The sequence below is a fragment of the Flavobacteriaceae bacterium HL-DH10 genome (genome assembly GCA_031826515.1).
Lineage (GTDB): Bacteria > Bacteroidota > Bacteroidia > Flavobacteriales > Flavobacteriaceae > Thalassobellus > Thalassobellus suaedae.
Window position 1 is genome coordinate 2,785,010 of record CP134536.1, and the last position, 25,338, is coordinate 2,810,347.

Genomic DNA, 25,338 nt, shown 5'->3' on the forward strand with positions numbered 1-25,338 from the left:
ATATTTTGTTTTTTAGGCGTTTAAACACGTTTTCGTCTATGCGCTCTTTCCTGAAAAAATCAGGGAGCTTAAATATTTAGCCTGCGGTGAGCGCAGTCGAACCGTTCAATCGTTAACGCAACTATCAACTAAGGTTGTTTGTACCGATGTATAGATTGGTTAATTTGCTGTGTAGTTGTGAAAATAACGAAGATTTTACGAGTTATTTGTTGTTTCAACTAAAGGGAGGAATCACAAAACATGAGCAACTAATGCGATTCCTCGTGCCTCGGAATGATATAGTGCGGATTTAAATCAATTCTATGGTATCAATTATAAGTTTAAAATCTTCATTTTTTTTATTACTAATTAAAAATGTAATTTGCTCGATAAAATCATGTGAAAAGTTAGGCGTATTAAGGCGTTTTCCTCTAAATGAAGGATACATGTCTTTCAAAGCAATTTCAACAACCTGCCATTCATTGGTAGTTGAAAATGTAGTGATATAAGAATAATAATTACTTGTGTTATCCTTAACTCTAAACTGATAATTTTTGCCATCACCTTTTAGTCTAATTTTTATAGATCTATATTTTGCTACTTCGACTTTTTCAAACTGATATTGAACAGATGAGAAACCACCATTGTTTTCTAAAGACACATGGCCTTCAAATACACCGAATCCATCAGCGTTGAGTTTAAATTCACTCGACGATATGCCTCCCATAACTACATCATCTACAACATTCCAATCTTGAATGTCTGCGTCTTTATTAAAATCAAAAATCATTTTGGAGTTTATTACTTGTAACAAAATTAGAATAAATATGATGTATTTTATTATTTAATTAAATTTTGTTTATTAATTATTCAATAGAATTAAACAAAATATTGTTCTTATTAAAGAACTATTTTAGATAAACTAATGAGAGTTTATTGTTTTTTATTTGGTTAGTCTTAATGAATCAAAATGATTTTGATATGAAATCGGCATACCAATAGCTAATATTTACTAAAAGTATGATTTTTTAGAAACATGTACCAGGTATAGGTTTTTCAATACAATTTCCATCCCCAAAGCAAACTGTTTCTGTTTCGCAACCTCCTTCCTGCTTGGTGCAAGAAATAAAGCTTAGGGCAATAATGGCTAATGTAATTATGTGTTTTAATTTAGCTAATGTCTTCATTTGTTTTTTATTTAAGAATATGTCGTTTATAATTATCGCTAATGGCATAGGTATGAAATCGTTTTAATATTGAAATAAATTCAACATAAATATTTCATATCTAACGTCAAACGAATGTAGTAGAAAACTTTTACAAAATCAAGTTTTCTTACAAAACTAACAATCCATTTTCTCTCAAAACAAGCATAGGTTTAGAGAACCAAAACAATTCAAAATCTTCAAACTGGGTTTCAAAATCTGTTTTTAATTGTGAAAACGATTGTAGTCTATCGTTATAAGGACTTAGCGATGTTTCTAAACGGTCTAAAAACCAGTTGCCTTTGTCTTTATCGGTAACAATGCTAAAGCTGTTGCTGGTGTTATGAAAGGTTAATTCTAAAAGGTGTTTCTTTTTTTTAGAAAATGCGTTAACCAAAGGCATATTACCTAGCCAAACTATTTTAGCGTTTGGTTTTATATTAAAAGTAACAGGCGTTTCTAAGCTGTCATAAATAAAATCTTGATGGATACTGGTGTCTGGTATTTTAAAATCGAACCAATCTTGCAGCGGTAAATCAAAACCAATACCGTGCATATAATTAAATAATGATTTTTTTAATCCGAAACTAAATTGGTTGTGGTCTATACCTGTGGTGTCGGTAAAATCGATATCGTTATTCGCAAATTTAATATCCTTGTAATTTGGGATAATATTATAAGCTTCAGGTTTTAATCCAATAGGGCTGTGTGCTGTTAATGCAAACTGATGCCAGAACCCCGATTGTAAAACACCAACTTCAAAGAGCTGACGCACCATTTCTAAACTATCAATGGTCTCTTTAACGGTTTGTGTTGGGTAGCCGTACATTAAATAGGTGTGCACCATAATATTGACTTCGGTAAAATTACGCGTTACTTGCGCCACTTGCTCTACGGTAACACCTTTATCAATCAGTTTTAATAAGCGATCTGAAGCTACTTCGAGTCCGCCAGAAACCGCAATACAACCCGAAGCTTTTAGTAGCAAGCATAAATCTTTGGTGAAGTTCTTTTCAAAACGAATATTCGTCCACCAGGTTACCGTTAGTTTTCGTTTTATAATTTCAAGAGATAATGCTTTCATTAATGAAGGTGGAGCTGCTTCGTCTACAAAATGAAATCCGGTTTCTTGGGTTTGCGAAATAAGTTGCTCCATACGGTCTACCAGAAGTTTGGCAGCAATGGGTTCGTAAATTTTTATATAGTCTAACGAAATATCACAAAAGGTACATTTCCCCCAATAGCAACCGTGAGCCATGGTGAGTTTGTTCCATCTGCCATCGCTCCAAAGGCTATGCATAGGGTTTGCAATTTCTATAACCGAAATATATTGGTCTAATAATAAATCGGAATAATCAGGTGTGCCAATATCACTTTGTTTGTAGTCTGGTTTTGTGCTGTTGTTTTTATAAACGACTTTGCCGTTTTCTAAAAGAAAGGTGCGTTTAAATTCACTAGACTCACTTCTACTGCGCTCAGTGTGACAAACATGGTTGTACAGTAGTTCAATAGGCAATTCACCATCATCAAGTGTTATAAAATCGAAAAACTCAAAAACGCGTACATCAGAAACCGAACGTAATTCTGTATTTGGAAATCCGCCACCCATGGCAATTTTTATGTTCGGGTAGTTGGTTTTAATATGTTGTGCACAACGAAATGCGCTGTATAAATTACCAGGAAACGGCACCGAAAAGCAAACCAATTTTGGCTGTATCTTTTTTAGTGTATCGTCTAAAATATTTAAGGTGATATCGTCTATGTAAGTGGTCTCTTCTTGAAGATTGGCGTACAATTCATCAAACGAATTGGCACTTAAACCTAAACGTTCAGCATACCGACTAAAGCCAAAATTGGAGTCGATACATTCAATAATAAAATCGGATAAATCTTCCAGATATAAGGTTGCTAAGTGTTTCGCTTTGTCTTGTAAACCCATAGAACCAAACGCCCAATCTAAATCGTCTAATTGTTCAAATCGAGAGGCTTGTGGTAAAAAGTTATCTGAACAAATTTGTCTGGCAAAACTTGGTTTTTTACCTTGTAAAAAGGCTATAATATCATCTAACGGTTGTAAATAATTGTCTTTTAGCGTGTAGATTCTTTGGGCGTTTTCAGTTTTAATTTGATTGGTATCAAAAGCCAGATCAAAAAGTGCTGAAAATGTTTCTTTTGAAAATAAATTGAGAATCACTTCAATACCCAAATCCATTTGAAACGCGCCAATATTTTTGGTGTTTAAAAATCCTTTTAAGTAGGTGGTAGCAGGATACGGTGTGTTTAATTGCGTAAACGGTGGCGTTATGAGTAAAAGGTTTGTCTTCAAAATTATTTATCGATATAGATGACAAATATAGTTGAAAAGATGACGTGTGTAAGCAATCTTATGGTGTTTGCTATAGTTTTTAGATTTGTTTATTAAAGAACTTATCTGTGTCTTATACCAAAATTCAAATTGCCATTAAAACAAAAAAACCACCTTGTTTTCACAAAGTGGTTTTGGTTTTATAATAGGATGAGATTCCTGCCTTCGCAAGAATGACAAAAGGTTTATTTTATCATTTCGTAACTACGCTTGATAAAGTTTGTTAACTCTTCGCCTTTTAATAAGCCTTGAGACAAACGTGCTAAGTCTAAACTTTGGGTTATTAAACGCTCTTGTTTCTTTTTGGTTTTAGTGTTTAAAATTTCACCAACCAATTCAGAGTTTGTATTTACAACAAGATTGAACATTTCTGGCATGTTGCCAAACATATTCATACCGCCACCTCCAGTTGCTTGCATTTCTTTCATACGACGCATAAATTCTGGTTGCGTAATAGTGAATGGCGATTCGTTGCTATCCATAGCTTCTAATTGTACCATGAATTTTTCAGAAGGAATCACTTCTTTTAATATGTCTTCTAAAGCTTTGGTTTGGTCTTCATCTAATTTAGAAATAGTTGTTTCGTCTTTCTTAATTAAATTATTAATATGATCGCCATCTACACGAGCAAACGTTATGTTTTCTTTAGAGCTTTCAAGTTTCTGAATTAAGTGAGAAACAATAGGAGAATCTAATAATAATACCTCGTAACCTTTAGCTTTAGCCGTTTCAATATAACTGTGTTGCGCATCTTTATCTGAAGCATATAAAATAACAAGCTTATCATCTTTATCAGTTTGATTTGCTTTTATTTTATTGAATAACTCTTCGTAAGTAAAGTACTTACCATCTACAGTTGGGTATAATGCGAAAGCATCGGCTTTTTCGAAGAATTTGTCTTCTGAAAGCATACCGTATTCAATAACGATTTTAATATCGTTCCATTTAGCTTCAAAATCTTCACGATTGCTGTTAAATAACGATTTTAATTTATCGGCCACTTTACGTGTAATGTAAGACGAAATCTTTTTTACAGCCCCATCAGCTTGTAAGTATGAACGCGATACGTTTAGCGGAATGTCTGGAGAATCAATAACACCACGAAGCATGGTTAAAAATTCTGGAACAATACCTTCAACATTATCGGTTACATACACTTGATTTTGATACAGTTGAATTTTATCTTTTTGAATATTTAAATCCTGTCCCATTTTAGGGAAATATAAAATTCCTGTTAAATTGAATGGGTAATCGACATTTAAGTGAATGTTGAATAAAGGCTCTTCAAATTGCATTGGGTACAATTCGCGGTAAAAACTGCTATAATCTTCATCTTTTAAATCTGCTGGTTGTTTTGTCCAAGCCGGATTTGGATTGTTAATAATATCATCTACCGTAATTTTTCTATGAGGCTCTTTAGTTTCTTTACCATCTTTATCGGTAATAGTTGCTGGTTCGTGCTCAGGATCGTTTATATCCTTAGTTCCAAATTTAATTGGAATAGGCATAAACTTATTGTATTTGTTTAAGAGCTCACGAATTCTACTTTCTTCTAAAAACTCAGTAGAATCTTCTGCAATATGAAGGATAATTTCTGTGCCTCTTTCTGTTTTGTCAGAAGCTTCTAAAGTAAATTCTGGAGATCCATCACATGTCCAATGTGCAGCAGGTGCATCGGTATGCGATTTAGTAATAATTTCTACTTTTTCTGCAACCATAAATGCCGAATAGAAACCTAAACCAAAATGACCAATTATTCCTGAATCTTTGGCAGAATCTTTATATTTATCTAAAAACTCTTCAGCTCCAGAAAAAGCCACTTGGTTAATGTATTTTTCAACTTCATCAGCAGTCATACCTAAACCTTGATCTATAATATGAAGTTTTTTGCCTTCTTTGTCAATTTTAACCTCAATAATAGGGTTACCGTACTCCGATTTAGATTCACCAATACTTGTTAAGTGCTTAAGCTTTAAAGTAGCATCGGTACTGTTACTAATTAATTCACGTAAAAATATTTCGTGATCGCTGTATAAGAATTTTTTAATGAGGGGGAAGATATTCTCTACCGATACATTAATGTTTCCTTTTGTCATGATATATATGTTTTAATTATTTGTTTAATACATATGTCTAGTAGACAACAAAAATGCCAATTAGTAAAAGGTGACAAACTGACACTCGTAATTGTATATAGCGAAACTAGATTTAGAAGAATTAATTTTGTAATTTGTTTTTCCTTTAAAACTAAAACTATGTATAATTCTAAAATAATTGGTTTAGGTAAATATGTACCTGATAATGTGGTAACCAATGACGATTTGTCTAAAATGATGGATACCAATGATGCATGGATACAAGAACGAACAGGAATAAAAGAACGTAGATGGATAAAAAAAGGAACTGGTGATACTTCGGCAACCATGGGAGCTAAAGCTGCTAAAATAGCTATTGAACGTGCTGGTTTAACTAAAGATGATATTGATTTTATAGTATTCGCAACCTTAAGTCCCGATTATTATTTTCCTGGTTGTGGTGTACAAATTCAAGATTTGTTAGATATGAGAACCATTGGTGCTTTAGATGTTAGAAACCAATGTTCTGGTTTTATATATGCTATTTCTGTGGCAGACCAATTTATAAAAACTGGGATGTATAAAAACATTTTGGTTGTTGGTGCAGAATACCATAGTAATGGATTGGATAAATCAACACGAGGACGCGGTGTTACCGTTATTTTTGGAGATGGAGCAGGAGCTTGTGTGCTTTCTAGAGAAGAAGATTCTACTAAGGGGATTTTATCAACACATTTACATAGTGAAGGTAAGTATGCCGATAAATTAATTGTAGCATCACCAAGTATAGCGCATTGGATACCTGAAATTATGGAATCTGAAGAAGAAGATTTATCATACTTTCCTTATATGGATGGCACGTTTGTTTTTAAACATGCAGTGGTTCGCTTTAGTGAGGTAATTATGGAAGGTTTAATGAAAAATGGTTTGCAAAAAGAAGATATTGATATGTTAATTCCGCATCAAGCAAACTTGCGGATTGCACAATTTATTCAGAAAAAATTTGGATTACAAGACAATCAAGTTTTTAATAATATTATGAAGTATGGCAATACAACGGCTGCTTCTGTAATAATTGCTTTAACTGAAGCATGGGAAGAAGGTAAAATAAAAGAAGGAGATAATGTGGTATTAGCTGCTTTTGGTAGTGGTTTTACTTGGGGAAGTGCGATAATTAAATGGTAACCAATATAAAATGTTAGGTTACTAATGAAAACGAAAAACCCGGAACTTAAAAGTTTCGGGTTTTTCTAGCTATTAATCAAATTCTACTAACACTATTACTAATGTGAGGAATTATATATTTAGACGTATAAAACTATATAATATTGCATTTGTTTTAATATTTAACTCTTTTTAACAGTAATAAAAATAAATAGAACTCGGAATATTTTATTCCGAGTTCTATGAATTAATACATACTATAATTTTACGAATTTCAAACTTTGAAGGTGACTAACTCTTAAATAATTACATTTCGCTTTTGAAGATAGTATGTAGTTTTTAAACGTACAATGTTGTTAATTATTGTGTTACATCTAATATTTAACAATTTTAACATTTGAATTATAAAAAATAAACCCATAATTTAAAATTATGGGTTTTGCTATTTTTATTTTTTTTCTAAGGGTTAACTTACCATAGTAAGATTAACTTTTATTAAGTGACTAATTCAAATGAAGATAAAATTTGATATGGAAGTCATTAACAATGATAGTTATTATATTTTATTTAGCACGATTAATTGATGATAAAGTGTTTGTGAATAGCTATTTGTGTTAAATGTTTAGTATTTTGATAGATTTATTGATTTAAAAGCAAAACGCTTAAGCATAAAAACTTTGGAGCTTGTTATTTAATAACCAAAAATTTACACTGATTAGTAGCTGTTATTTTAGTTATTAGAATATTGTTTACAAAAATCCGCCATCAGATTCTGTGTTGTTATCACGTTTTTTACGTTTTTTAGCACTGTATTTTTCGCCACCAAATCTATAATTTAAACCAATATTCCAAGTGTTGCTTTCCCAATTAAAAGCGCCTGTTTGAGGGAATGGTTTAGAGCCATTAAAGGCGAATTCCATAGTGTTAAAAATATCATTATAGTTAAAGCTAAATGTACCTTTGCCTTTGGCAAATCCAACTCTAGCACCTAAATTAACGAAGTACATCGGCTCTCTATCTAATTGTAAGGATCTGTTTTTGCCTCTATAAAAACCAAAAGCTGTAAGCGAAACGGTTTTGTTTAATTTAAAATTATTAAACATTCTAAAATTCCAAGCAACATTGTCTACTTCGCTAATTTTTGTTTCAATATCGTTTATAGTTGCAGTTTCAATAGGAGCTGTTAGGTTTTCAGCAATACCTTTATTAACTTGAGAATATATATCGAAACTAGAGTTAATATTCCACCACTTTGTTGGTCTGTAATTTGAAGATAATTCAAACCCATAAGCATCGGTATTACCAAAATTATCGTTTGTTAAAATGACACGACCAGAATTAACATCACTTCTATCTATAAATAAGGCTCTATTAATATCATCATTTATTATTCTATAAAATATACCACCTGTTACTGTTCCCTTTCTATTGTTAAGTGTTCGAGTATAATTGGCTTCAATTGAATTGGTAAATTGAGGTGTTAAATTTATATTTCCGTATTGAGAAATTAAAGGTGTGCTCCATTCTTTAATAGGATTTACTTGATTTATACCAGGGCGATCTATACGACGACTATAACTTAACTGATATGCGTTTTTGTCTGATGGCGAATATGTTATGAATGCCGATGGGTATAGTTCAAAGTAGTCATTTTTAAAAGTTTCAGTGCTTGATGCTTCAGATGATAACGCTAAAGCATCTTCTAGTACATTTTCGGCACGTATGCCTATTTGAGTCGTCCATTTCTCGAATTTTTTACTGTAGGTTGCATATGCAGAATAAATATCTCGGGTATAATCAAAATTAGTACTTGGAGTAGGTCTTAAAACACCTTCGCTATTTAAAGTTTCTCCAGTAGATGCATATACAATATCAGAATTAAATAAACGTGCTTGTAAGCCTAATTCTAATTTTGTGCTTTCAGATAATGGGTTGACATAATCTAAGTTTATAGTAGTACTTTTTCTATCTGTATTATTAAAATCTTTATAGTTCTCATCAGGAGCAAATTGATAGGTGAAATCAACTGGTCTGTCATCTTCAAAAATATTGTAGTCTACTTCTAGTTCTATATTATGACCATCTTTTGTAAAATCATGTTTGTAATCAAAATTATATTGAGAAGAGGCGTTCTTGCTTTTTGCTGAAAATACTTGGTTTTGGTTAAAAGACAAATTATCATAAAAGAAAACGTCTGTTTCGCCAGTTGTACCATTTTCAGAATTGTTTTGAGTAGTAAAAACTGAAATGGTATTTTTATCATTTAAATAATAGTCTACACCAATTTTATATAGATTAGAATTTCTTTTGTCTAAGAATTTTAAAAATTGTTCAGAGTTATTTTCCAATCTGAAAATATTTCCTTGGTTTCTGTTTTTAGAAATATTATTACTATAACTTCCATATAAATTAAATTTACCATTGCGATAATTCATATCTATAGAGCTATTAAATTTAGCTTCTATTTCATGAGTTAAACTAATATTAACATTGCCATTAAAACCTATCATGGTGTTTTTATGAAGCACAATGTTTATGATACCGCTCATACCTTCAGGGTTATATTTAGCAGAAGGATTCGTAATTAATTCTATAGATTTTATAGCCGTAGAGGGAATTTGTTTTAATAATTGAGCTGTAGGTATATTTGATATTTTACCATCTACCATAACACGAACATTTTGGTTTCCGCGTAAGCTTATATCTCCAGTTTGAGCATCAACACTTACTGAAGGGATGCCAATCATTAATTCTGACGCAGTACCTGTAGCCGCTAAGTCTTTGCCAATTGTAATAACCTTTCTATCTACTTTTTGTTGTATGCTTGAGGTTTCTGCAATTATAGTTACAGCATCTAAGCCTTCAGTTTCTTCTTCTAAATAAATAGTTCCTAGATTTATTTTGTAATTCCCTTTTTTGATAGTGAGACTCTTTGTAACAGTTTTATAGCCAATATATTGAATGTTTAAATTTATTTTACCTTCTGCTATTTTTTCAATTTCAAAAGTGCCATCTTCTAAAGTGATACCTCCAGTAATAATATTTCCACTCGAGTTTTTAATAATAACATTTACATACGGTAAGGGGGCTTTTAATGTTGCGTCTAATATTCTACCAGTAATGGTGCCTGTTTTATCGGCGTTTGTTTCGGGATCTGTATATGCTTTTGTAGATATTGCGAACAATAGGAAGCACATGAAAATTAATTTTTTCATTTTGGATTGATTATTTTTGATTGATAAATGATTATTTAATAGACGTTTAAAATTTAATTTTGTTACTCTAATTTTATTTATTAACATTCCTTTAACATAATGAAACATTCATAATTGAATTTTAGATACCAAATAAAAGATTAAATGAATGTTATATGTGACCGAAAAAAAAGAATAATATTACTATATGAATAAAAAAACATTGGTGCTTGGAGCATCGTTAAAACCAAATAGATATTCTAATTATGCAGTACAAAGATTAGTTGCGAACAATTATGAAGTTGTTGCTTTTGGAATGAAAAAAGGAACTATTAAAGGCGTAACTGTTGATACTAAATTGTTGCCTTATAAAAATATAGATACTGTCACTTTATATCTTAATGCAGAACAACAAAAAGCATATTATGCGTATGTTGTATCGTTAAAACCTAAGCGTGTTATTTTTAACCCAGGAACCGAAAACCCACAATTTTATAATATTTTAAAAGAAAATAATATTGCTTTTGAAGCGGCTTGTACTTTAGTCTTGCTTTCTACGAATCAATATTAAACCCATAAAAGTAATCAATCCGTTTAGAGGAAGTATTTCCCAATGAAATTTATAACTCCCAATAATGCTTTCTGGTAAGGATGTTATAGCAAAACTTATAACGATTGATAGCAAGCCAATAACCCAAGCATACTTATCTTTAATTTGGTAATTGGTTAAAATACCAAAAGCAAACAAACCTAGTAATGGACCATAGGTAAAGGTGGCAAACTTGAATAAGTTTCCAACAACGTTACCTTCAAGATTATTAAAAATAATAACAACGATTATTAATAAAATAGAAACACCGATATGCACTTTTTTTCTAAGTGGTTTTTGCGATTCTATTGGCAGTTTTTCAATGTTTAAAAAATCTACAGAGAATGATGTTGTTAATGAGGTTAATGCACTATCGGCACTTGAATATGCCGCAGCAATTAAACCAATAATAAAAGTTATGGCTAACCCCGTGCCTAAACCTTGATTCATAGCAATTTCTGGAAATAATAAATCGGTTCTTGTTTTGCCATCAACAATAGGAATTTGCAAACCAAATTTTTCTGCATAAATAAATAATAATGCGCCTAGAGATAAAAAGAAAAAGTTAACAAATACCAGTAATGTTGCCATTGTAAACATGTTCTTTTTAGATTCTTGGGATGTTTTACAGGTTAGGTTTTTTTGCATCATATCTTGGTCTAAACCCGTCATAGCAATAGCTATAAAAATACCTCCAATAAAATATTTCCAGAAATAAGTAGTTGCGTTTGGGTCATCAAAAAAGAAAATTTTTCCTCTTGAAGAGAATTCATTAGAATTTAAAAACTCAATATAGCTCCAGTCTAATTTTTCATTTATTAAATAAATAGCAACTCCAACAGAAGTTAACATGGCTAAAGTTTGCAAAGTATCAGTCCAAATAATAGTTTTTATACCACCTCTATTGGTGTAAATCCAAATTAATAAAATGGAGATAACTACGGTTGCCCAAAAAGGAATTCCTATGTCTTCAAAAACAATATATTGCATAGCTAAGGCCACTAAAAAGAGTCTGAATGAAGCTCCGGTGACTCTCGAAAGTAAAAAGAAAAAGGCCCCAGTTTTATAACTTATTTTCCCAAAACGTTGTTCTAAGTATTGATAGATTGATGTAACATTAAGTTTGTAATAAATAGGAAGTAGCACAAAAAGGATAAATAAATAACCAACAAAGAAGCCGAAAACACCTTGCATATATGCAAATTGTTGTCCGCCAATCATGCCAGGAACCGATATAAATGTAACCCCAGATAATGAAGCACCTATCATTCCAAAAGCAACTAAATACCAAGGAGCCGATTTATTAGCTTTAAAAAAAGCGTCGTTAGAATCTTCTTTACCTGTGAAATAGGATATTAAAATTAAAACGCCAAAATAAGCTGCTATTAATAAAAGAATCTGTGTTGCAGTCATAAAACCAATTTTTCAAGTTTTCAAATTACAAATATTAAAATTCAAAATCCAAGCGCATTAGCTGTTATTTAAAAGAGTTTGTAAAATTAGCTAAATTGAAGTCTAAATATTAATTTCGCAGTCATGGAATTTTCTTCGAAATTACTAGAACGTGCCGTAAACGAAATGTCTCAATTACCAGGAATTGGTAAGCGTACGGCTTTGCGTTTGGTGTTGCATATGCTTAAGCAACCCAAAGAGCAAACTTTTGCTTTGAGTGAAGCATTGCAAACCATGCGTAATGATGTTAAATTTTGTAAATCTTGCCATAATATTAGCGATACCGAACTTTGTGAAATTTGTTCTAGCCCCAATAGAAAAGAAGATATTATTTGTGTTGTAGAAGATGTTAGAGATGTTATGGCTATTGAAAATACAAGTTCATTTAAGGGATTATACCATGTGCTAGGAGGTAAAATTTCACCTATGGATGGAGTAGGTCCACATGATTTAAATATAGAGTCATTAATTAATAAAGTTAAAGATGGTAAAATAAATGAGTTGGTTTTTGCGTTAAGTTCAACTATGGAAGGGGATACTACCAATTTTTATATTTACAAACAAATTCAAGATTATAAAGTTTTTACATCAACAATAGCTAGAGGGATTTCGGTTGGAGATGAGTTAGAATATGCCGATGAAATAACTTTAGGAAGAAGTATATTAAACAGAATTCCGTTTGAATCTTCTTTAAAATTGTAAAATTTATTTTTGAAACTCTCAATAATCATACTAAATTATAATGTACGCTATTTTTTAGAGCTCTGTCTAAAAAGTGTTGAAGCTGCTATTGCAAATATTGATGCAGAAATTATTGTCATAGATAATAATTCTGAAGATGATAGTTGTAATATGGTTAGAGCGTGCTTTCCAGAAGTTAATCTTATTGAAAATAAAGAAAATCTAGGTTTTTCAAAAGGAAATAATGTTGGTGTTTTGCAAGCTAAAGGAGAATATTTATGTATTTTGAATCCAGATACAGTAGTTGCAGAAGATACTTTTGTAAAGGTATTAGAGTTTTCTGAAAATCAAGATAATTTAGGTATTGTTGGTTGTAAGTTAATTAACGGAGGCGGTTTGTTTTTGCCTGAAAGTAAACGGAATATACCTACGGTAAATGTAGCATTCAAAAAAATATTAGGCTTTTCTAAAGATTATTATGCAAATCATGTAGATAAAAACGAAAATGGAGAAGTAGATATTTTGGTAGGTGCATTTATGTTAATTAAAAAGAACGTTTATAATGAAGTTGGAGGTTTTGATGAAGACTATTTTATGTATGGTGAAGATATAGACTTGTCTTATAAAGTATTAAAAAAAGGATATAAGAATTATTATTTTGGAAAGGCTATAATTATTCATTTTAAAGGAGAAAGCACATTAAAAGACCGTTATTATGCGCGTCGTTTTTTTGGTGCTATGAAAATATTCTATAAAAAGCATTTTAAAAAAAATAGATTATTCGATATGTTTGTTTGGTTAGGTATTGAGTTGGCTCATACCTTTAGAAGAATTCGAAAAGTTAAGCCTGAAAATATTTCAGAATATGTTTTTGTTTCTAATAAAGAAAATAAAAAATTAGCATCTGTTTTGTCTAAAAATATGGTTTTGAAATCCGATATAAAATCAGTTAATAAAAATTCAGAAATTATATTCGATGCTAATGTGTTAACTTATAAGCATATAATTCATGCTATAAGCAGAGACAATGTAGGAGACGGATTGACATATAAAATATTACCTAATGGATCGAATTTTATTATAGGTAGTAATAATGGATTTGGAAAAGGGGAGGTAAAAGAGTTTTTGTAGATAAAACACATTGAAAGCAATGTTTTTTTGTTAATTTTGCAAAATAAAATTAAAAAACAAGTATTACGTTATTGATATGGCAAAATTCGAACTTAAATTACCAAAAATGGGTGAAAGTGTTGCGGAAGCAACTATTACATCATGGTTAAAAGAAGTAGGAGAAACTATAGAATTGGATGAAGCAGTTTTAGAAATAGCTACAGATAAGGTTGATAGCGAAGTGCCTAGCGAAGTTGATGGTGTTTTAGTTGAAAAGTTTTTTAATGTTGATGATGTTGTGCAAGTTGGTCAAGTTTTGGCAATTATAGAAACTGAAGGTGATGATGAGGTTTTGCAAACTAAAGATGAAGTTGAAGAAGAAAAAGAACATGAAGCAGTTGTTGAAGCCGTTGAACAAACAATAAATATAGCAAAAGAAACAGTTGCTCCGGTAGTTTCTAGTGATGCTCGTTTTTATTCGCCACTAGTTAAAAACATAGCAAAGCAAGAAGGAGTTTCTCAGCAAGAATTAGATGCTATAAAAGGAACAGGAAAAGAAGGACGTGTTACAAAAAATGATATTTTATCTCATATTAAAAATAGAGGTAGTAATCCTAAACCTGTTATACAAAAAGCTGAAACTCCAGAAGCTATTCAGGAGCCAATTTTAGAAAAACCGAAAGAAGTTTCTAAGCCAGTTGTAGTTAGTAATGGGGAAGATGAAATTATTGAAATGACCAGAATGGGTAAGCTGGTTGCTCATCATATGGTAGAGTCTGTTCAGAAATCTGCTCATGTGCAAAGCTTTATTGAAGCCGATGTTACTAAAATTTGGAATTGGAGAAAAAAGAATAAAGATATTTTTATGAAGCGTGAAGGTGAGAATTTAACCTTTACACCCATATTTATGGAAGCGATAGCTAAAGCGCTTCGCGACTATCCTATGATGAATATTTCGCTTCAAGGTGATACCATCGTAAAAAAGAAAAATATCAATTTAGGAATGGCGGCAGCCTTACCAGATGGTAATTTAATCGTACCTGTTATAAAAAATGCAGATCAACTTAATTTAGTTGGTATGACGAAGCAGGTGAATGATTTGGCCAATCGAGCACGTTTAAATCAATTGAAGCCAGACGATGTGCAAGGAGGTACTTATACCGTTACTAATGTAGGAACTTTTGGTAGCATTATGGGAACACCAATCATCAATCAACCGCAAGTAGGTATTTTAGCTTTAGGCGCTATTAGAAAAGTGCCAGCAGTTATAGAAACACCTGAAGGCGATTTTATAGGTATTCGTTATAAAATGTTTTTATCACATTCTTACGATCATCGTGTTGTTAATGGTGCTTTGGGAGGTATGTTTGTTAAAGCTGTAAAAGATTATTTAGAAGCTTGGGACTCTAATAGAGAGATATAGTATTTAAATTCAATATATAAAAATCCAATCCATAAAAGGGTTGGGTTTTTGCTTTCCACACTTTTGTAATTTAGTATCTTTACATTTCTCAAAAAAAATATAAATGCAGTTAAATCTTACTAAGCCCATTTGTTTTTTCGATTTAGAAACAACAGGAATTAATATATCAAAAGACCGTGTTGTTGAAATATCTATTCTCAAGGTATTTCCTAACGGAAATAAAGAAAGTAAAACATGGTTGGTTAATCCAGAGATGGAAATACCAAAAGAGGTTATTGAAATACACGGAATTACTAATGAAAAAGTAGCAAACGAACCAACGTTTAAAGAGCTTGCTAAAGACATTCATAATATGATTAAAGATTCTGATTTAGGAGGCTTTAATTCAAATAGATTTGATATTCCGCTTTTAGCTGAAGAAATGCTGAGAGCAGATATAGATTTTGATATGAAAAATCGTGTCGCAGTTGATGTGCAAACTATTTTTCATAAAATGGAACAACGTACTTTAAGTGCTGCATATAGGTTTTATTGTGATAAAGAACTGGAAGGGGCTCATGGAGCAGAAGCTGATACTAATGCGACTTATGAGGTTTTAAAAGCGCAAATAGCTAAGTATGACGAGATAGAAAATGATACTAAGTTTTTAGCGGAATTTAGTTCTAGAAAACAATTTGCAGATTTTGCAGGTTTTATAGCCTATAATAAAAAAGGGGAAGAATGTTTTTCTTTCGGAAAGCATAAAGGGAAATTAGTAACTGATGTCTTAGAAAAAGAACCTGGTTATTTTGGTTGGTTACTTAATGCCGATTTTCCATTATATACTAAAAAGGTACTTACAGCTATTAAACTAAGGAACTTTAATAATAAGTTAGGATAATCTTGTTATTCCTGCGAAGGTAGGAATCCACAATAGAAATTAGAATTAAATAATAAAACAGATTCCTGTCTTCACAGGAATGACAACGTATGAAACTCATTTGCATCGGTAGAAATTACACCGAACATATAAAAGAATTAGAAAATGAAAAACCAGAAGAACCTGTTGTTTTTTTGAAACCTGATACCGCAATTCTACTAAAAAAGCAGCCTTTTTTTATTCCGGACTTTTCAGATGATGTGCAGTATGAAGTTGAGATTTTGGTTAAAATAAATAGAGTCGGTAAGCATATTGATAAAAAATTTGCTCATAAATATTATAATGAGATTGGTTTAGGAATTGACTTTACTGCACGCGATTTACAAAGTCAGTTAAAAGCAAAAGGCTTGCCATGGGAAAAAGCAAAATCTTTTGATGGTGCAGCAGTAATTGGTAATTGGTTACCTGTTAGAGAGATAGATGAGGTTGATGCTATTGAGTTTTCTTTAAAAAAGAACGAAAATATTGTTCAAAAAGGAAATACAAGCCACATGTTATGGAAAATTGATGAATTAATAGAATATGTGTCAAAATATTTCACTTTAAAGATTGGAGATATTATATTTACAGGCACACCTGCTGGAGTTGGCAGAGTCATAGCAAACGATAAATTAAAAGGATTTATAGAAAACAAAGAGATGTTTTCAATAACAGTAAAATAAATGGAACAACATTACAAATTATTTAGAGTACGTGAATTAGCTGATAACGACGAAGATTTTATTGCCACTTTAGCTGAAGCCTTTTTAGAAGAAGTGCCTGAAGATGCAGAGCGACTAAAAAAAGCTGTTGCCGAAGGTGATTATCAAGAGGCATATCAGGCAGCGCATAAAATGAAACCAACAGTCGATTTATTTGAACTAGGAATACTTGATACTTTAATTGAAGTACAAGATTGGGGAAAGTTTACAAAAACAGATTTAGATATAACTGCACAACTTGAAGTTGTAATTTCGGCAGTCGATAAGGCAGTGAACGAAATGAGATCAGATTTTAATTTATAATGCTAGCAGAAATAATTACCATAGGGGACGAACTTCTTATTGGTCAAGTTATTGACACGAACTCTTCGTATATAGCAAAACAATTAAATAAAATTGGAATTTCAGTTTATCAAATAACCTCCGTACAAGACGATAAACAACATATACTAAACGCCTTAAAAGATGCTGAAAGTAGAGTTGATATTGTTTTAATTACGGGAGGATTAGGGCCTACTAAAGATGATATTACCAAAAAAACAATAGCCGAATATTTTAATGATACTTTAGTTTTAGATACTTCTGTATTAGAAAATATTGAAGCTATTTGGAAACAATATGTAAGGCAAACTTTGTTGCAAGTTAATAAAGATCAGGCATTAATACCTTCTAAAGCAAGCGTTTTAATGAACAAACTAGGAACTGCTCCTGGGATGTGGTTAGAAAAAAACGATAAAATTTTCATTTCGCTTCCTGGTGTGCCTTTTGAAATGAAGGGTTTAATTGATGATGCAGTTATTCCTAAATTAAAAGATAAGTTTCAATGTCCATTTATACTTCATAGAACATTATTAATTCATGGTTTAGGAGAGAGTACATTAGCGGCTATTATAGAGGAGTGGGAAGATGCTTTGCCAAAATACATTAAGTTAGCGTATTTGCCTAGTTTAGGAAATATGAGGCTACGCTTATCTGCAAAAGGTTTTGATGAGCAAAAAATTAAAGATGATGTTCAAAAACAAATTGATGCTGTTATTCCTTTAATTAAAGATGAATTTTTAGGGTTTGAGGATGAAGATCATTCTATTGAAGCTATTATAGGGAAGCAATTAACCAAAATAGGAAAAACGGTAGCAACAGCTGAAAGTTGTACTGGAGGTAAAATTGCAGAGCGTTTTACTACAAATTCTGGAGCATCGGCATATTTTAAAGGTAGTGTGGTTAGTTATGCAACCGATTCAAAAATTAATATTTTAGGAGTTTCAAAAGATGCTATTAATGAGTATTCTGTTGTTAGTGGAGAAGTAGCAGAGTCTATGGCAAAACATGTTTTGGAATTATTTAAAACAGATTATGCTATTGCAACAACAGGAAATGCAGGACCAACAAAAGGTGATTCTGATGAAGAAGTGGGGACTGTTTTTATTGCAATTGCTACAAAAACAAGGGTTTACTCAGAAAAATTTATGCTTGGAAATCATCGCACAAAAGTGATAAATAAAGGAGCTAACAAGGCCTTTGAAATGTTGTTAAAAGAAATTTTTAAAAATTGATTTAAATTAGGTTGTTACATACTAAATAATTAGTATATTTGCACCTCGATTTTAAGCAACAAGAATTTTAAAGTTATAAATATAATGTCAAGAGTTTGTGAACTTACAGGAAAGAAGGCAATGGTTGGAAACAACGTGTCTCATGCATTAAACAGAACTAAACGCAAATTTAATGCGAATTTAGTAAAGAAACGTTTTTACATTCCAGAAGAAGACAGCTGGATAACTTTAAAGGTTTCTACATCTGCATTGAAAACTATTAATAAAATAGGTATTTCTGCAGCAATTAAAGATGCGAAGTCTAAAGGGTTTTTAAAATAATAGCCACATTATATAATTAGATAAGAAAATGGCAAAGAAAGGTAATAGAATACAGGTAATATTAGAATGTACTGAGCATAAAGAGTCTGGACAACCAGGAACTTCAAGATACATTACTACTAAAAACAAAAAGAATACGCCAGATAGAATGGAGATTAAAAAATTTAATCCAATTCTTAAACGTATGACAGTTCATAAAGAAATCAAGTAAAAAAATAGATCATGGCAAAGAAATCAGTAGCATCATTACAAACAGGATCTAAAAGATTAACGAAAGCAATAAAAATGGTTAAGTCTCCAAAAACAGGAGCTTACATGTTTGTTGAATCTATAATGAATCCAGAACAAGTAAACGACTTTTTAGCTAAAAAGTAAAACCTTGTTTTTTTAAGATACTCAAAAGCAGCTTTCTGTATAGATAGCTGCTTTTTTATATTTATATTTGAACGGTTTTCACTGTCATTTTAGCACTATTGCTATTTGTGGTAAGAAAATTGACAATTATAATTTGAGCGTTCCCTAAAGGTCGGGCTTTCCGCTAAATCTTTTTTGAGAAAACAAAAAAGGATACCGCATCAATCCCTAACGCGCTCTCAGAGAGAAACAGATAAACGAATCAATAAATAAACGTTTGAAAGAATGAGTTTTTTTAAAAAAATATTTTCTTCAGAAAAAAAAGAGACATTAGATAAAGGTTTAGAAAAAACTAAATCTAGTTTCTTTGGTAAATTAAGTAAAGCTGTAGCAGGAAAATCTAAAGTAGATGATGATGTTTTAGATAGTTTGGAGGAAGTTTTGGTTTCTAGTGATGTAGGCGTAAATACAACGCTTAAAGTTATTGAACGTATTGAAGCCCGTGTATCTAAAGATAAATATTTGGGTACCGATGAATTAAATAAAATTCTTCGCGAAGAAATCGCAGGTTTATTGAGTGAAACTAATACTGGTGAAGACACTGAATACACCATTCCTAGTTTACCAAAACAAACTGATGGCACTAAAACACCTTATGTGTTGATGGTAGTTGGTGTAAATGGTGTTGGTAAAACAACTACTATTGGGAAACTAGCTTATCAGTTTAAAAAACAAGGTTTAAAAGTGGTTTTGGGAGCTGCTGATACATTTAGAGCAGCAGCTATAGATCAATTACAAGTTTGGGCAGATCGCGTTGATGTGCCTATGGTACGACAAGACATGGGGAGCGATCCTGCATCTGTGGCTTTTGACGCACTACAGTCTGGAGTAAATCAAGAAGCAGATGTTATTATTATTGACACTGCGGGACGTTTACATAATAAAGTGAATTTAATGAATGAGCTTACAAAAGTAAAACGCGTCATGCAAAAAGTAGTTAGCGATGCCCCACACGATGTGTTATTGGTTTTAGACGGCTCAACAGGTCAGAATGCTTTTGAGCAAGCTAAACAGTTTACTGCAGCTACAGAGGTAACGTCTTTAGCGGTTACAAAACTTGATGGTACAGCAAAAGGCGGTGTAGTAATTGGTATTTCAGATCAATTTAAAATTCCTGTAAAATATATTGGTGTAGGTGAAGGGATTGAAGATTTACAAGTGTTCAATAAATTTGAATTTGTAGATTCTTTTTTTAAGTAAGTTTCCTCCAAAATCAGGAATCTCAGGTTAATCAATCAATGCATTAATCTTCTCCCATAAATCATTATCAAAGTCAGATAAAGTGAAATTGACAGTATTAGCAGTATTCCTCATTCTAATACTTACTAATTTTATACTTGGTATTATATAGAATTTTTGATCATTCTTACCTATCTAGAAACTAGAGATGTTGGTGTTTTTTCTGCACTTTCCCCATACCAAGATTTAGATTCGTAATGACCATTTGAATATGCTTCCAAAACAATTTTACTATGATGTAAAATGATAAAATTTTTTGTGTTTTTTTTTCTTCTAAGAAATCTATTAATGGTTGGAGTTGACTTTCATTCCAATTTAAATCTGTTTTAGATTCTGTCCCCCATGTATCCGTATTAATAGGAGGGAAGTATATCTCACCTTTAATAGGTGCTTTAGTTTCATCTTTATTATCAGATAAAAAACCTAAAACAATAACAAAACTGGTATTGAAAGCTAAAGAGGTTTCATGTGTTTATATTATTGTTCTTTATCGTACACATGTAACATTCATTTAATCATTTTCTTGGGTATCGAAAATTTAGTTATGAATGTTTCATAATGTAGGTTTTTGTAGTTTATACTCTCAAATATAAAAAAAGGTTTAGTTAATAATTTATAAACCTAGTTCGTTAATCGCTAATCTACATTCGTTAATCCACAATCATTGTGTATCTTTGCGCCCTGATTTATAGAAAGTATGCGCACAAAAACTCTTAAGAAAAACAAGATTAATGTTGTAACCCTTGGTTGTAGTAAAAATGTTTACGACAGTGAAGTGTTAATGGGGCAGTTAAAAGCTAGTGGAAAAGATGTAGTTCATGAAGAAGAAGGTAATATTGTAGTTATTAATACCTGTGGGTTTATTAATAATGCGAAAGAAGAGAGCGTCAATACAATTCTAGAGTACGTACAGAAAAAACAAGATGGCGATGTCGATAAAGTGTTTGTTACAGGATGTCTGAGTGAGCGTTATAAGCCAGATTTGGTAAAAGAAATACCAAATGTAGATGAGTATTTTGGTACGACAGAATTACCAGGTTTATTAAAAGCTTTGGGAGCCGATTATAAGCATGAGTTAATAGGTGAACGTTTAACTACAACACCAAAAAACTATGCATATTTAAAAATTGCTGAAGGTTGTGACAGACCTTGTTCGTTTTGTGCTATTCCAATAATGCGAGGCAAACATAAAAGTACTCCCATTGAAAACCTTGTTACAGAAGCTGAAAAATTAGCAGCCAATGGTGTTAAAGAACTTATTTTAATTGCTCAAGATTTAACGTATTACGGTCTTGATATCTATAAAAAGCGTAACCTAGCCGAATTACTAGAAGCTTTAGTAAAAGTAGAAGGTGTTGAGTGGATTCGTTTGCATTATGCATTTCCAACGGGGTTTCCTTTGGATGTGTTAGATGTCATGAATCGTGAACCTAAAATTTGTAATTATTTAGATATACCGTTACAACATATTTCTGATGCTATTTTAAAAAGTATGCGTCGTGGTACAACTAAAGAGAAAACCACCAAGCTTATTCATCAGTTTAGAGAAGCGGTTCCTAATATGACTATTAGAACGACACTTATTGTAGGGTATCCAGGAGAAACAGAAGAGAATTTTCAAGAATTAAAACAATGGGTACAAGATATGCGTTTTGAGCGTTTAGGATGCTTTACGTATAGCCATGAAGAAAATACACATGCTTATAATTTAGAAGATGATGTTCCTGAAGATGTAAAGATTGACAGAGCAAATCAGATTATGGAAATTCAGTCACAAATTTCTTGGGAATTGAATCAGCAAAAAATAGGACAAACTTTTAAAGTGGTTATCGACAGAAAAGAAGGTAACTATTTTGTTGGACGTACTGAATTTGATTCTCCAGATGTAGATAACGAAGTGCTTATTGATGCCTCTAAAACCTATTTAAAAACAGGTGAATTTGCGACTATAAAAATTATTGAAGCAGAAGATTTTGATCTTTATGGTGAGGTTGTAAACTAAGTTTTTGTCATTCCTGCGAAGGCAGGAATCTAATAATTGATAGAATATTTTTGAGATATTAAAAAATAGCTGTTTTATAATACCATTACTATAGTAATTCAGTAATAAGTTTTCTATAGTAATGGTATTAAATTAATTTATCACCTAAAATTTTTACCGCTGTCCTTTTTTAAAACCATAGGTGTTTTGATGAATAAAATCTTTTGGGAATTTATCATCACCTTTAAAGCCTATTTCTATAGTGCCACTATCTTCTGGTATATAATTGGTTTTAAAAATATAGTCCCAAAGGCTTAAACTTATACCATAATTCACGCCATATTTTCCTTTTGGTAATACATAGGCATGATGATATAAATGCATAACAGGATTGTTTAAAAGGTACTTTAAAGGTCCCCAAGTAATTTTAATATTGGCGTGATTAAAGTGACCAATGGCAATGGCAATGAAATGAATAATATAAGCTTGATCAGGTTCAAAGCCCCCTATAATCATAACTCCAAAAGTTTTTAGAGGCTTGTAAAATATGTTTTCCATCCAATGGAATCTTAAATGCGCTGCGAATCCCATTTCTTTGACGCTATGATGTACTTTATGAAATTTCCAGAGGAAAGGATATTTATGTAATAATACATGAGTAAACCATTGCACAAAGTCAAGTATAATAAAGAATACTAATAATTGTAGCCACGGAGACCATTCAGAAATATCGAATAAAGCGAGACTTTTTGCTGTGATATTAATTTCACCAAAAGCTAATCCTAAAATTTTATAAACACCACTAATTACAATAGAAAAGATGAAAAAATTAAAGAACATATAAAATGCATCTAACCAAAAGTCACGTCTAAAAATAGATTGTTCTTTTCGCCATGGAAAGGCAATTTCTAAAAGCCAAACAAAAAGCGAAATTGCTATAAGTCCCCAAAAATAGTTTGTATACCATGGTACTTCAAAAATTATAGATTTCCATGTCCAATTTACACTTCCTTGAAAAGCATTAATAAATGCGTCTAGATATTTTTCCATTTTAATTGTATTTTAATGTTATATAATTTTACTAATTGTTTAGTTCGTACCAGTCTATATCTGTTAATACGGCACGCCTTCCTATAGCTTTTGGAGGATAATTGGTTACTAAATAATTAACTATAACCTCTTGGTTTCTTCCTAAATCCCAAAGATTTTGTGTTTCCTGCATCCATTTAATAGTTGTATTCCATCGTTCTGCAGTCATTCTATTTTGTGTTACTAATTTTGCTGAATGACAATTAGTACAATTGTTTACAACCAACATTAATCCTTCTGCATCTACTAAACCTGTTCTAACATGAATACCATTTTCAATGCGGTCTTCATCAATTTCAACGGGAGCCACAGCAATAGTTTTAGGTTCCGATTTAAAATCAAAGAACGAAGGATTAGACATATAATAAAGTATAAGACCTCCTGTTATTACAAATAACGCCAAAAGAAGCATCAATAACCGATGCACTTTTATTATTAAGGTTCTGAATACTTTTTCGCTAATCATCACTTAACTTTTACAGCAATTCTATGACACGCATTATTTAAATATCCTTTAGGATTCCATCCTGGTAATAACATAGGTTGAGCCATACCATTACTATCTGTTGCTCGTGCCCAAACTTCATAATACCCCGCTTTAGGAAAATTTACTTGAGCTGAAAAATGTTGCCATGATAAACGGTTTACTGGTTTTTCAACTGGACAGGCTGCCCAAGTAGATCCATAATCTATAGAGTATTCCATTTTAGAAACTTCAAGTTCTCCAGCCCAGGCATGTCCTCTAATAGTTAAGGGCTTTCCTTTATTAATGATGGCACCCGTTTTAGGATAGGTTATTAATGATTTTACAGGCATCGACTCAATAATGCACAGATCTTCATCTTTTACTTTTTCGCCAGGAGCTACGGGAGCACAAGGCACTCTATAAGCTGTTCCAGTCATTTTTGTACCATCATGAACTTTATTACGAATGCTAATTGTATGGATCCATTTTCCTGAAACTGAAGCAGGCCATCCACCAGCAACCAAGCGTAACGGATAACCATGTACTAAAGGAATATCCTCATCATTCATTTTAAAAGCTAAAATAGTTTCATCTTGTAATGCTTTTTGCATGGGGCAACCTCTAGAAATAGGTTCTTTATTAGGATCCATGCTCAAATGTTTATCTATAGCATGGTAACCAATATAAACTGCATCATTTTTAATACCTGCATCTTCTAATACATCTCGCAGCCTAACACCTGTCCAAGAGGCACAGTGTATTGCACCAACGGTCCATTGGTTTCCTTTTGCTGGTGGATTAAATTCGCTTCGCCCATTACCACCACATTCTATAGCTAATTGATAGGTGTAGTGTTTGAATTTTGATTTTAATTCTAAAAGGGTGTATTCTTTTTTATTAATGACTGATTCACCATCTATAGTCAGTTTCCAAGACTTAGCATCAATACGCTCAGGAACGAGTCCATTATTTCTAATAAACATACAGGAATTAGGTGTGATTTTGTCATCTAATAAATGCGCTTGTGCTTCAATATTCCATGGTTTGTCGTTAAGAACAATCATTTCAGGATGTTTATTAAACATTTTAAAAGGATCTGGGTCTTGTAACGCTAAAGGTGTGTATCCATCAAGTATTTTAGTACCAAAAACAAGCTCTGTGCCAATAAGGGTTGCAAACGTACTTAAAGTTGCATTTTTTACAAACTCTCTTCTTTTCAATTTGATTGATTTAATAAGTTCTTACAATAAAGATGTATTCAAATTACGACTTCAAAAAATTATAGAGTGTAACTAATGTTACAATTGTTAAATAATGTAGTCCTAAATATAATTTATAAATCAATATTAAAGATTTTTATTGGTTATTAAGCTGATTGATATCAGTTTGCAATCTTTGTATAAATATTATATTGTTAC

At 31.7% G+C, this 25,338-nt stretch carries 23 protein-coding genes; 14 read left to right on the top strand and 9 right to left on the bottom strand.

Features of this window, described 5'->3' with window-relative positions; all coding sequences use genetic code 11:
• Window positions 1-289 precede the first annotated feature (289 nt).
• The 4 genes from RHP49_11810 to htpG form a co-directional block, all read right to left on the bottom strand.
• Window positions 290-769, bottom strand: coding sequence for a CIA30 family protein (locus tag RHP49_11810; GenBank protein WNH11581.1), 480 nt, complete (start codon window positions 767-769; stop codon window positions 290-292).
• A 238-nt stretch (window positions 770-1,007) separates the two neighbouring features.
• Complete coding sequence (locus RHP49_11815; protein ID WNH11582.1) at window positions 1,008-1,166, bottom strand: hypothetical protein; 159 nt, start codon at window positions 1,164-1,166, stop codon at window positions 1,008-1,010.
• A 148-nt stretch (window positions 1,167-1,314) separates the two neighbouring features.
• Window positions 1,315-3,510, bottom strand: a complete 2,196-nt coding sequence (locus tag RHP49_11820) for a B12-binding domain-containing radical SAM protein (protein WNH11583.1) — start codon at window positions 3,508-3,510, stop codon at window positions 1,315-1,317.
• A gap of 224 nt (window positions 3,511-3,734) precedes the next feature.
• Window positions 3,735-5,645: a molecular chaperone HtpG gene (gene htpG / locus RHP49_11825; GenBank protein WNH11584.1), complete on the bottom strand. Its 1,911-nt coding sequence runs from the start codon at window positions 5,643-5,645 to the stop codon at window positions 3,735-3,737.
• Between the two features lie 159 nt (window positions 5,646-5,804).
• Here htpG and RHP49_11830 point away from each other — a divergent pair, with 159 nt between their 5' ends.
• Window positions 5,805-6,809, top strand: coding sequence for a beta-ketoacyl-ACP synthase III (locus RHP49_11830; protein ID WNH11585.1), 1,005 nt, complete (start codon window positions 5,805-5,807; stop codon window positions 6,807-6,809).
• 728 nt (window positions 6,810-7,537) lie between these two features.
• Here the strand turns inward: RHP49_11830 and RHP49_11835 are convergent.
• A complete protein-coding gene (locus RHP49_11835; protein ID WNH11586.1) occupies window positions 7,538-10,003 on the bottom strand; it encodes an outer membrane beta-barrel family protein in 2,466 nt (821 codons plus the stop codon).
• 187 nt (window positions 10,004-10,190) lie between these two features.
• Between RHP49_11835 and RHP49_11840 the strand changes: the two genes are divergently transcribed.
• The gene (locus tag RHP49_11840; GenBank protein WNH11587.1) at window positions 10,191-10,553 is read left to right on the top strand and encodes a CoA-binding protein; all 363 of its coding nucleotides are present in this window, start codon (window positions 10,191-10,193) and stop codon (window positions 10,551-10,553) included.
• Here RHP49_11840 and RHP49_11845 read toward each other — a convergent pair.
• Complete coding sequence (locus RHP49_11845; protein ID WNH11588.1) at window positions 10,524-11,984, bottom strand: sodium:solute symporter; 1,461 nt, start codon at window positions 11,982-11,984, stop codon at window positions 10,524-10,526. The genes RHP49_11840 and RHP49_11845 overlap by 30 nt on opposite strands.
• Before the next feature lie 123 nt (window positions 11,985-12,107).
• Here RHP49_11845 and recR point away from each other — a divergent pair, with 123 nt between their 5' ends.
• The 12 genes from recR to rimO all read left to right on the top strand — a co-directional run bounded on the left by recR (window position 12,108) and on the right by rimO (window position 22,386).
• Window positions 12,108-12,725: a recombination mediator RecR gene (gene recR / locus RHP49_11850; GenBank protein WNH11589.1), complete on the top strand. Its 618-nt coding sequence runs from the start codon at window positions 12,108-12,110 to the stop codon at window positions 12,723-12,725.
• Window positions 12,726-12,734: 9 nt separating this feature from the next.
• Window positions 12,735-13,835, top strand: coding sequence for a glycosyltransferase family 2 protein (locus tag RHP49_11855; GenBank protein ID WNH11590.1), 1,101 nt, complete (start codon window positions 12,735-12,737; stop codon window positions 13,833-13,835).
• 76 nt (window positions 13,836-13,911) lie between these two features.
• The gene (locus RHP49_11860) at window positions 13,912-15,237 is read left to right on the top strand and encodes a dihydrolipoamide acetyltransferase family protein (protein ID WNH11591.1); all 1,326 of its coding nucleotides are present in this window, start codon (window positions 13,912-13,914) and stop codon (window positions 15,235-15,237) included.
• Between the two features lie 103 nt (window positions 15,238-15,340).
• Window positions 15,341-16,117, top strand: coding sequence for a 3'-5' exonuclease (locus RHP49_11865; GenBank protein ID WNH11592.1), 777 nt, complete (start codon window positions 15,341-15,343; stop codon window positions 16,115-16,117).
• 89 nt (window positions 16,118-16,206) lie between these two features.
• Complete coding sequence (locus RHP49_11870) at window positions 16,207-16,818, top strand: fumarylacetoacetate hydrolase family protein (protein ID WNH11593.1); 612 nt, start codon at window positions 16,207-16,209, stop codon at window positions 16,816-16,818.
• Window positions 16,819-17,160, top strand: a complete 342-nt coding sequence (locus tag RHP49_11875) for an Hpt domain-containing protein (protein ID WNH11594.1) — start codon at window positions 16,819-16,821, stop codon at window positions 17,158-17,160.
• Window positions 17,160-18,410, top strand: coding sequence for a competence/damage-inducible protein A (locus tag RHP49_11880; GenBank protein ID WNH11595.1), 1,251 nt, complete (start codon window positions 17,160-17,162; stop codon window positions 18,408-18,410). The genes RHP49_11875 and RHP49_11880 overlap by 1 nt, the downstream gene beginning before the upstream one ends.
• An 84-nt stretch (window positions 18,411-18,494) precedes the next feature.
• Window positions 18,495-18,731, top strand: coding sequence for a 50S ribosomal protein L28 (gene rpmB, locus RHP49_11885; protein ID WNH11596.1), 237 nt, complete (start codon window positions 18,495-18,497; stop codon window positions 18,729-18,731).
• Between the two features lie 28 nt (window positions 18,732-18,759).
• A complete protein-coding gene (rpmG, locus tag RHP49_11890; GenBank protein ID WNH11597.1) occupies window positions 18,760-18,942 on the top strand; it encodes a 50S ribosomal protein L33 in 183 nt (60 codons plus the stop codon).
• Between the two features lie 11 nt (window positions 18,943-18,953).
• On the top strand, window positions 18,954-19,106 hold the full coding sequence (locus tag RHP49_11895; GenBank protein WNH11598.1) for a DUF4295 domain-containing protein: 153 nt from the start codon (window positions 18,954-18,956) through the stop codon (window positions 19,104-19,106).
• A gap of 264 nt (window positions 19,107-19,370) precedes the next feature.
• A complete protein-coding gene (gene ftsY / locus RHP49_11900; GenBank protein ID WNH11599.1) occupies window positions 19,371-20,345 on the top strand; it encodes a signal recognition particle-docking protein FtsY in 975 nt (324 codons plus the stop codon).
• A gap of 736 nt (window positions 20,346-21,081) precedes the next feature.
• The gene (gene rimO / locus RHP49_11905; GenBank protein WNH11600.1) at window positions 21,082-22,386 is read left to right on the top strand and encodes a 30S ribosomal protein S12 methylthiotransferase RimO; all 1,305 of its coding nucleotides are present in this window, start codon (window positions 21,082-21,084) and stop codon (window positions 22,384-22,386) included.
• A gap of 153 nt (window positions 22,387-22,539) precedes the next feature.
• On the opposite strand, the gene RHP49_11910 is transcribed toward rimO, so the two are convergent.
• From RHP49_11910 to RHP49_11920, 3 genes are read right to left on the bottom strand one after another with little or no spacing between them, the layout of a single operon-like run.
• The gene (locus RHP49_11910; protein WNH11601.1) at window positions 22,540-23,415 is read right to left on the bottom strand and encodes a sterol desaturase family protein; all 876 of its coding nucleotides are present in this window, start codon (window positions 23,413-23,415) and stop codon (window positions 22,540-22,542) included.
• Window positions 23,416-23,446: 31 nt separating this feature from the next.
• Window positions 23,447-23,920: a monoheme cytochrome C gene (locus tag RHP49_11915; GenBank protein WNH11602.1), complete on the bottom strand. Its 474-nt coding sequence runs from the start codon at window positions 23,918-23,920 to the stop codon at window positions 23,447-23,449.
• A complete protein-coding gene (locus RHP49_11920; GenBank protein WNH11603.1) occupies window positions 23,920-25,140 on the bottom strand; it encodes a sulfite oxidase in 1,221 nt (406 codons plus the stop codon). The genes RHP49_11915 and RHP49_11920 overlap by 1 nt, the downstream gene beginning before the upstream one ends.
• Between the last annotated feature and the right edge of the window lie 198 nt (window positions 25,141-25,338).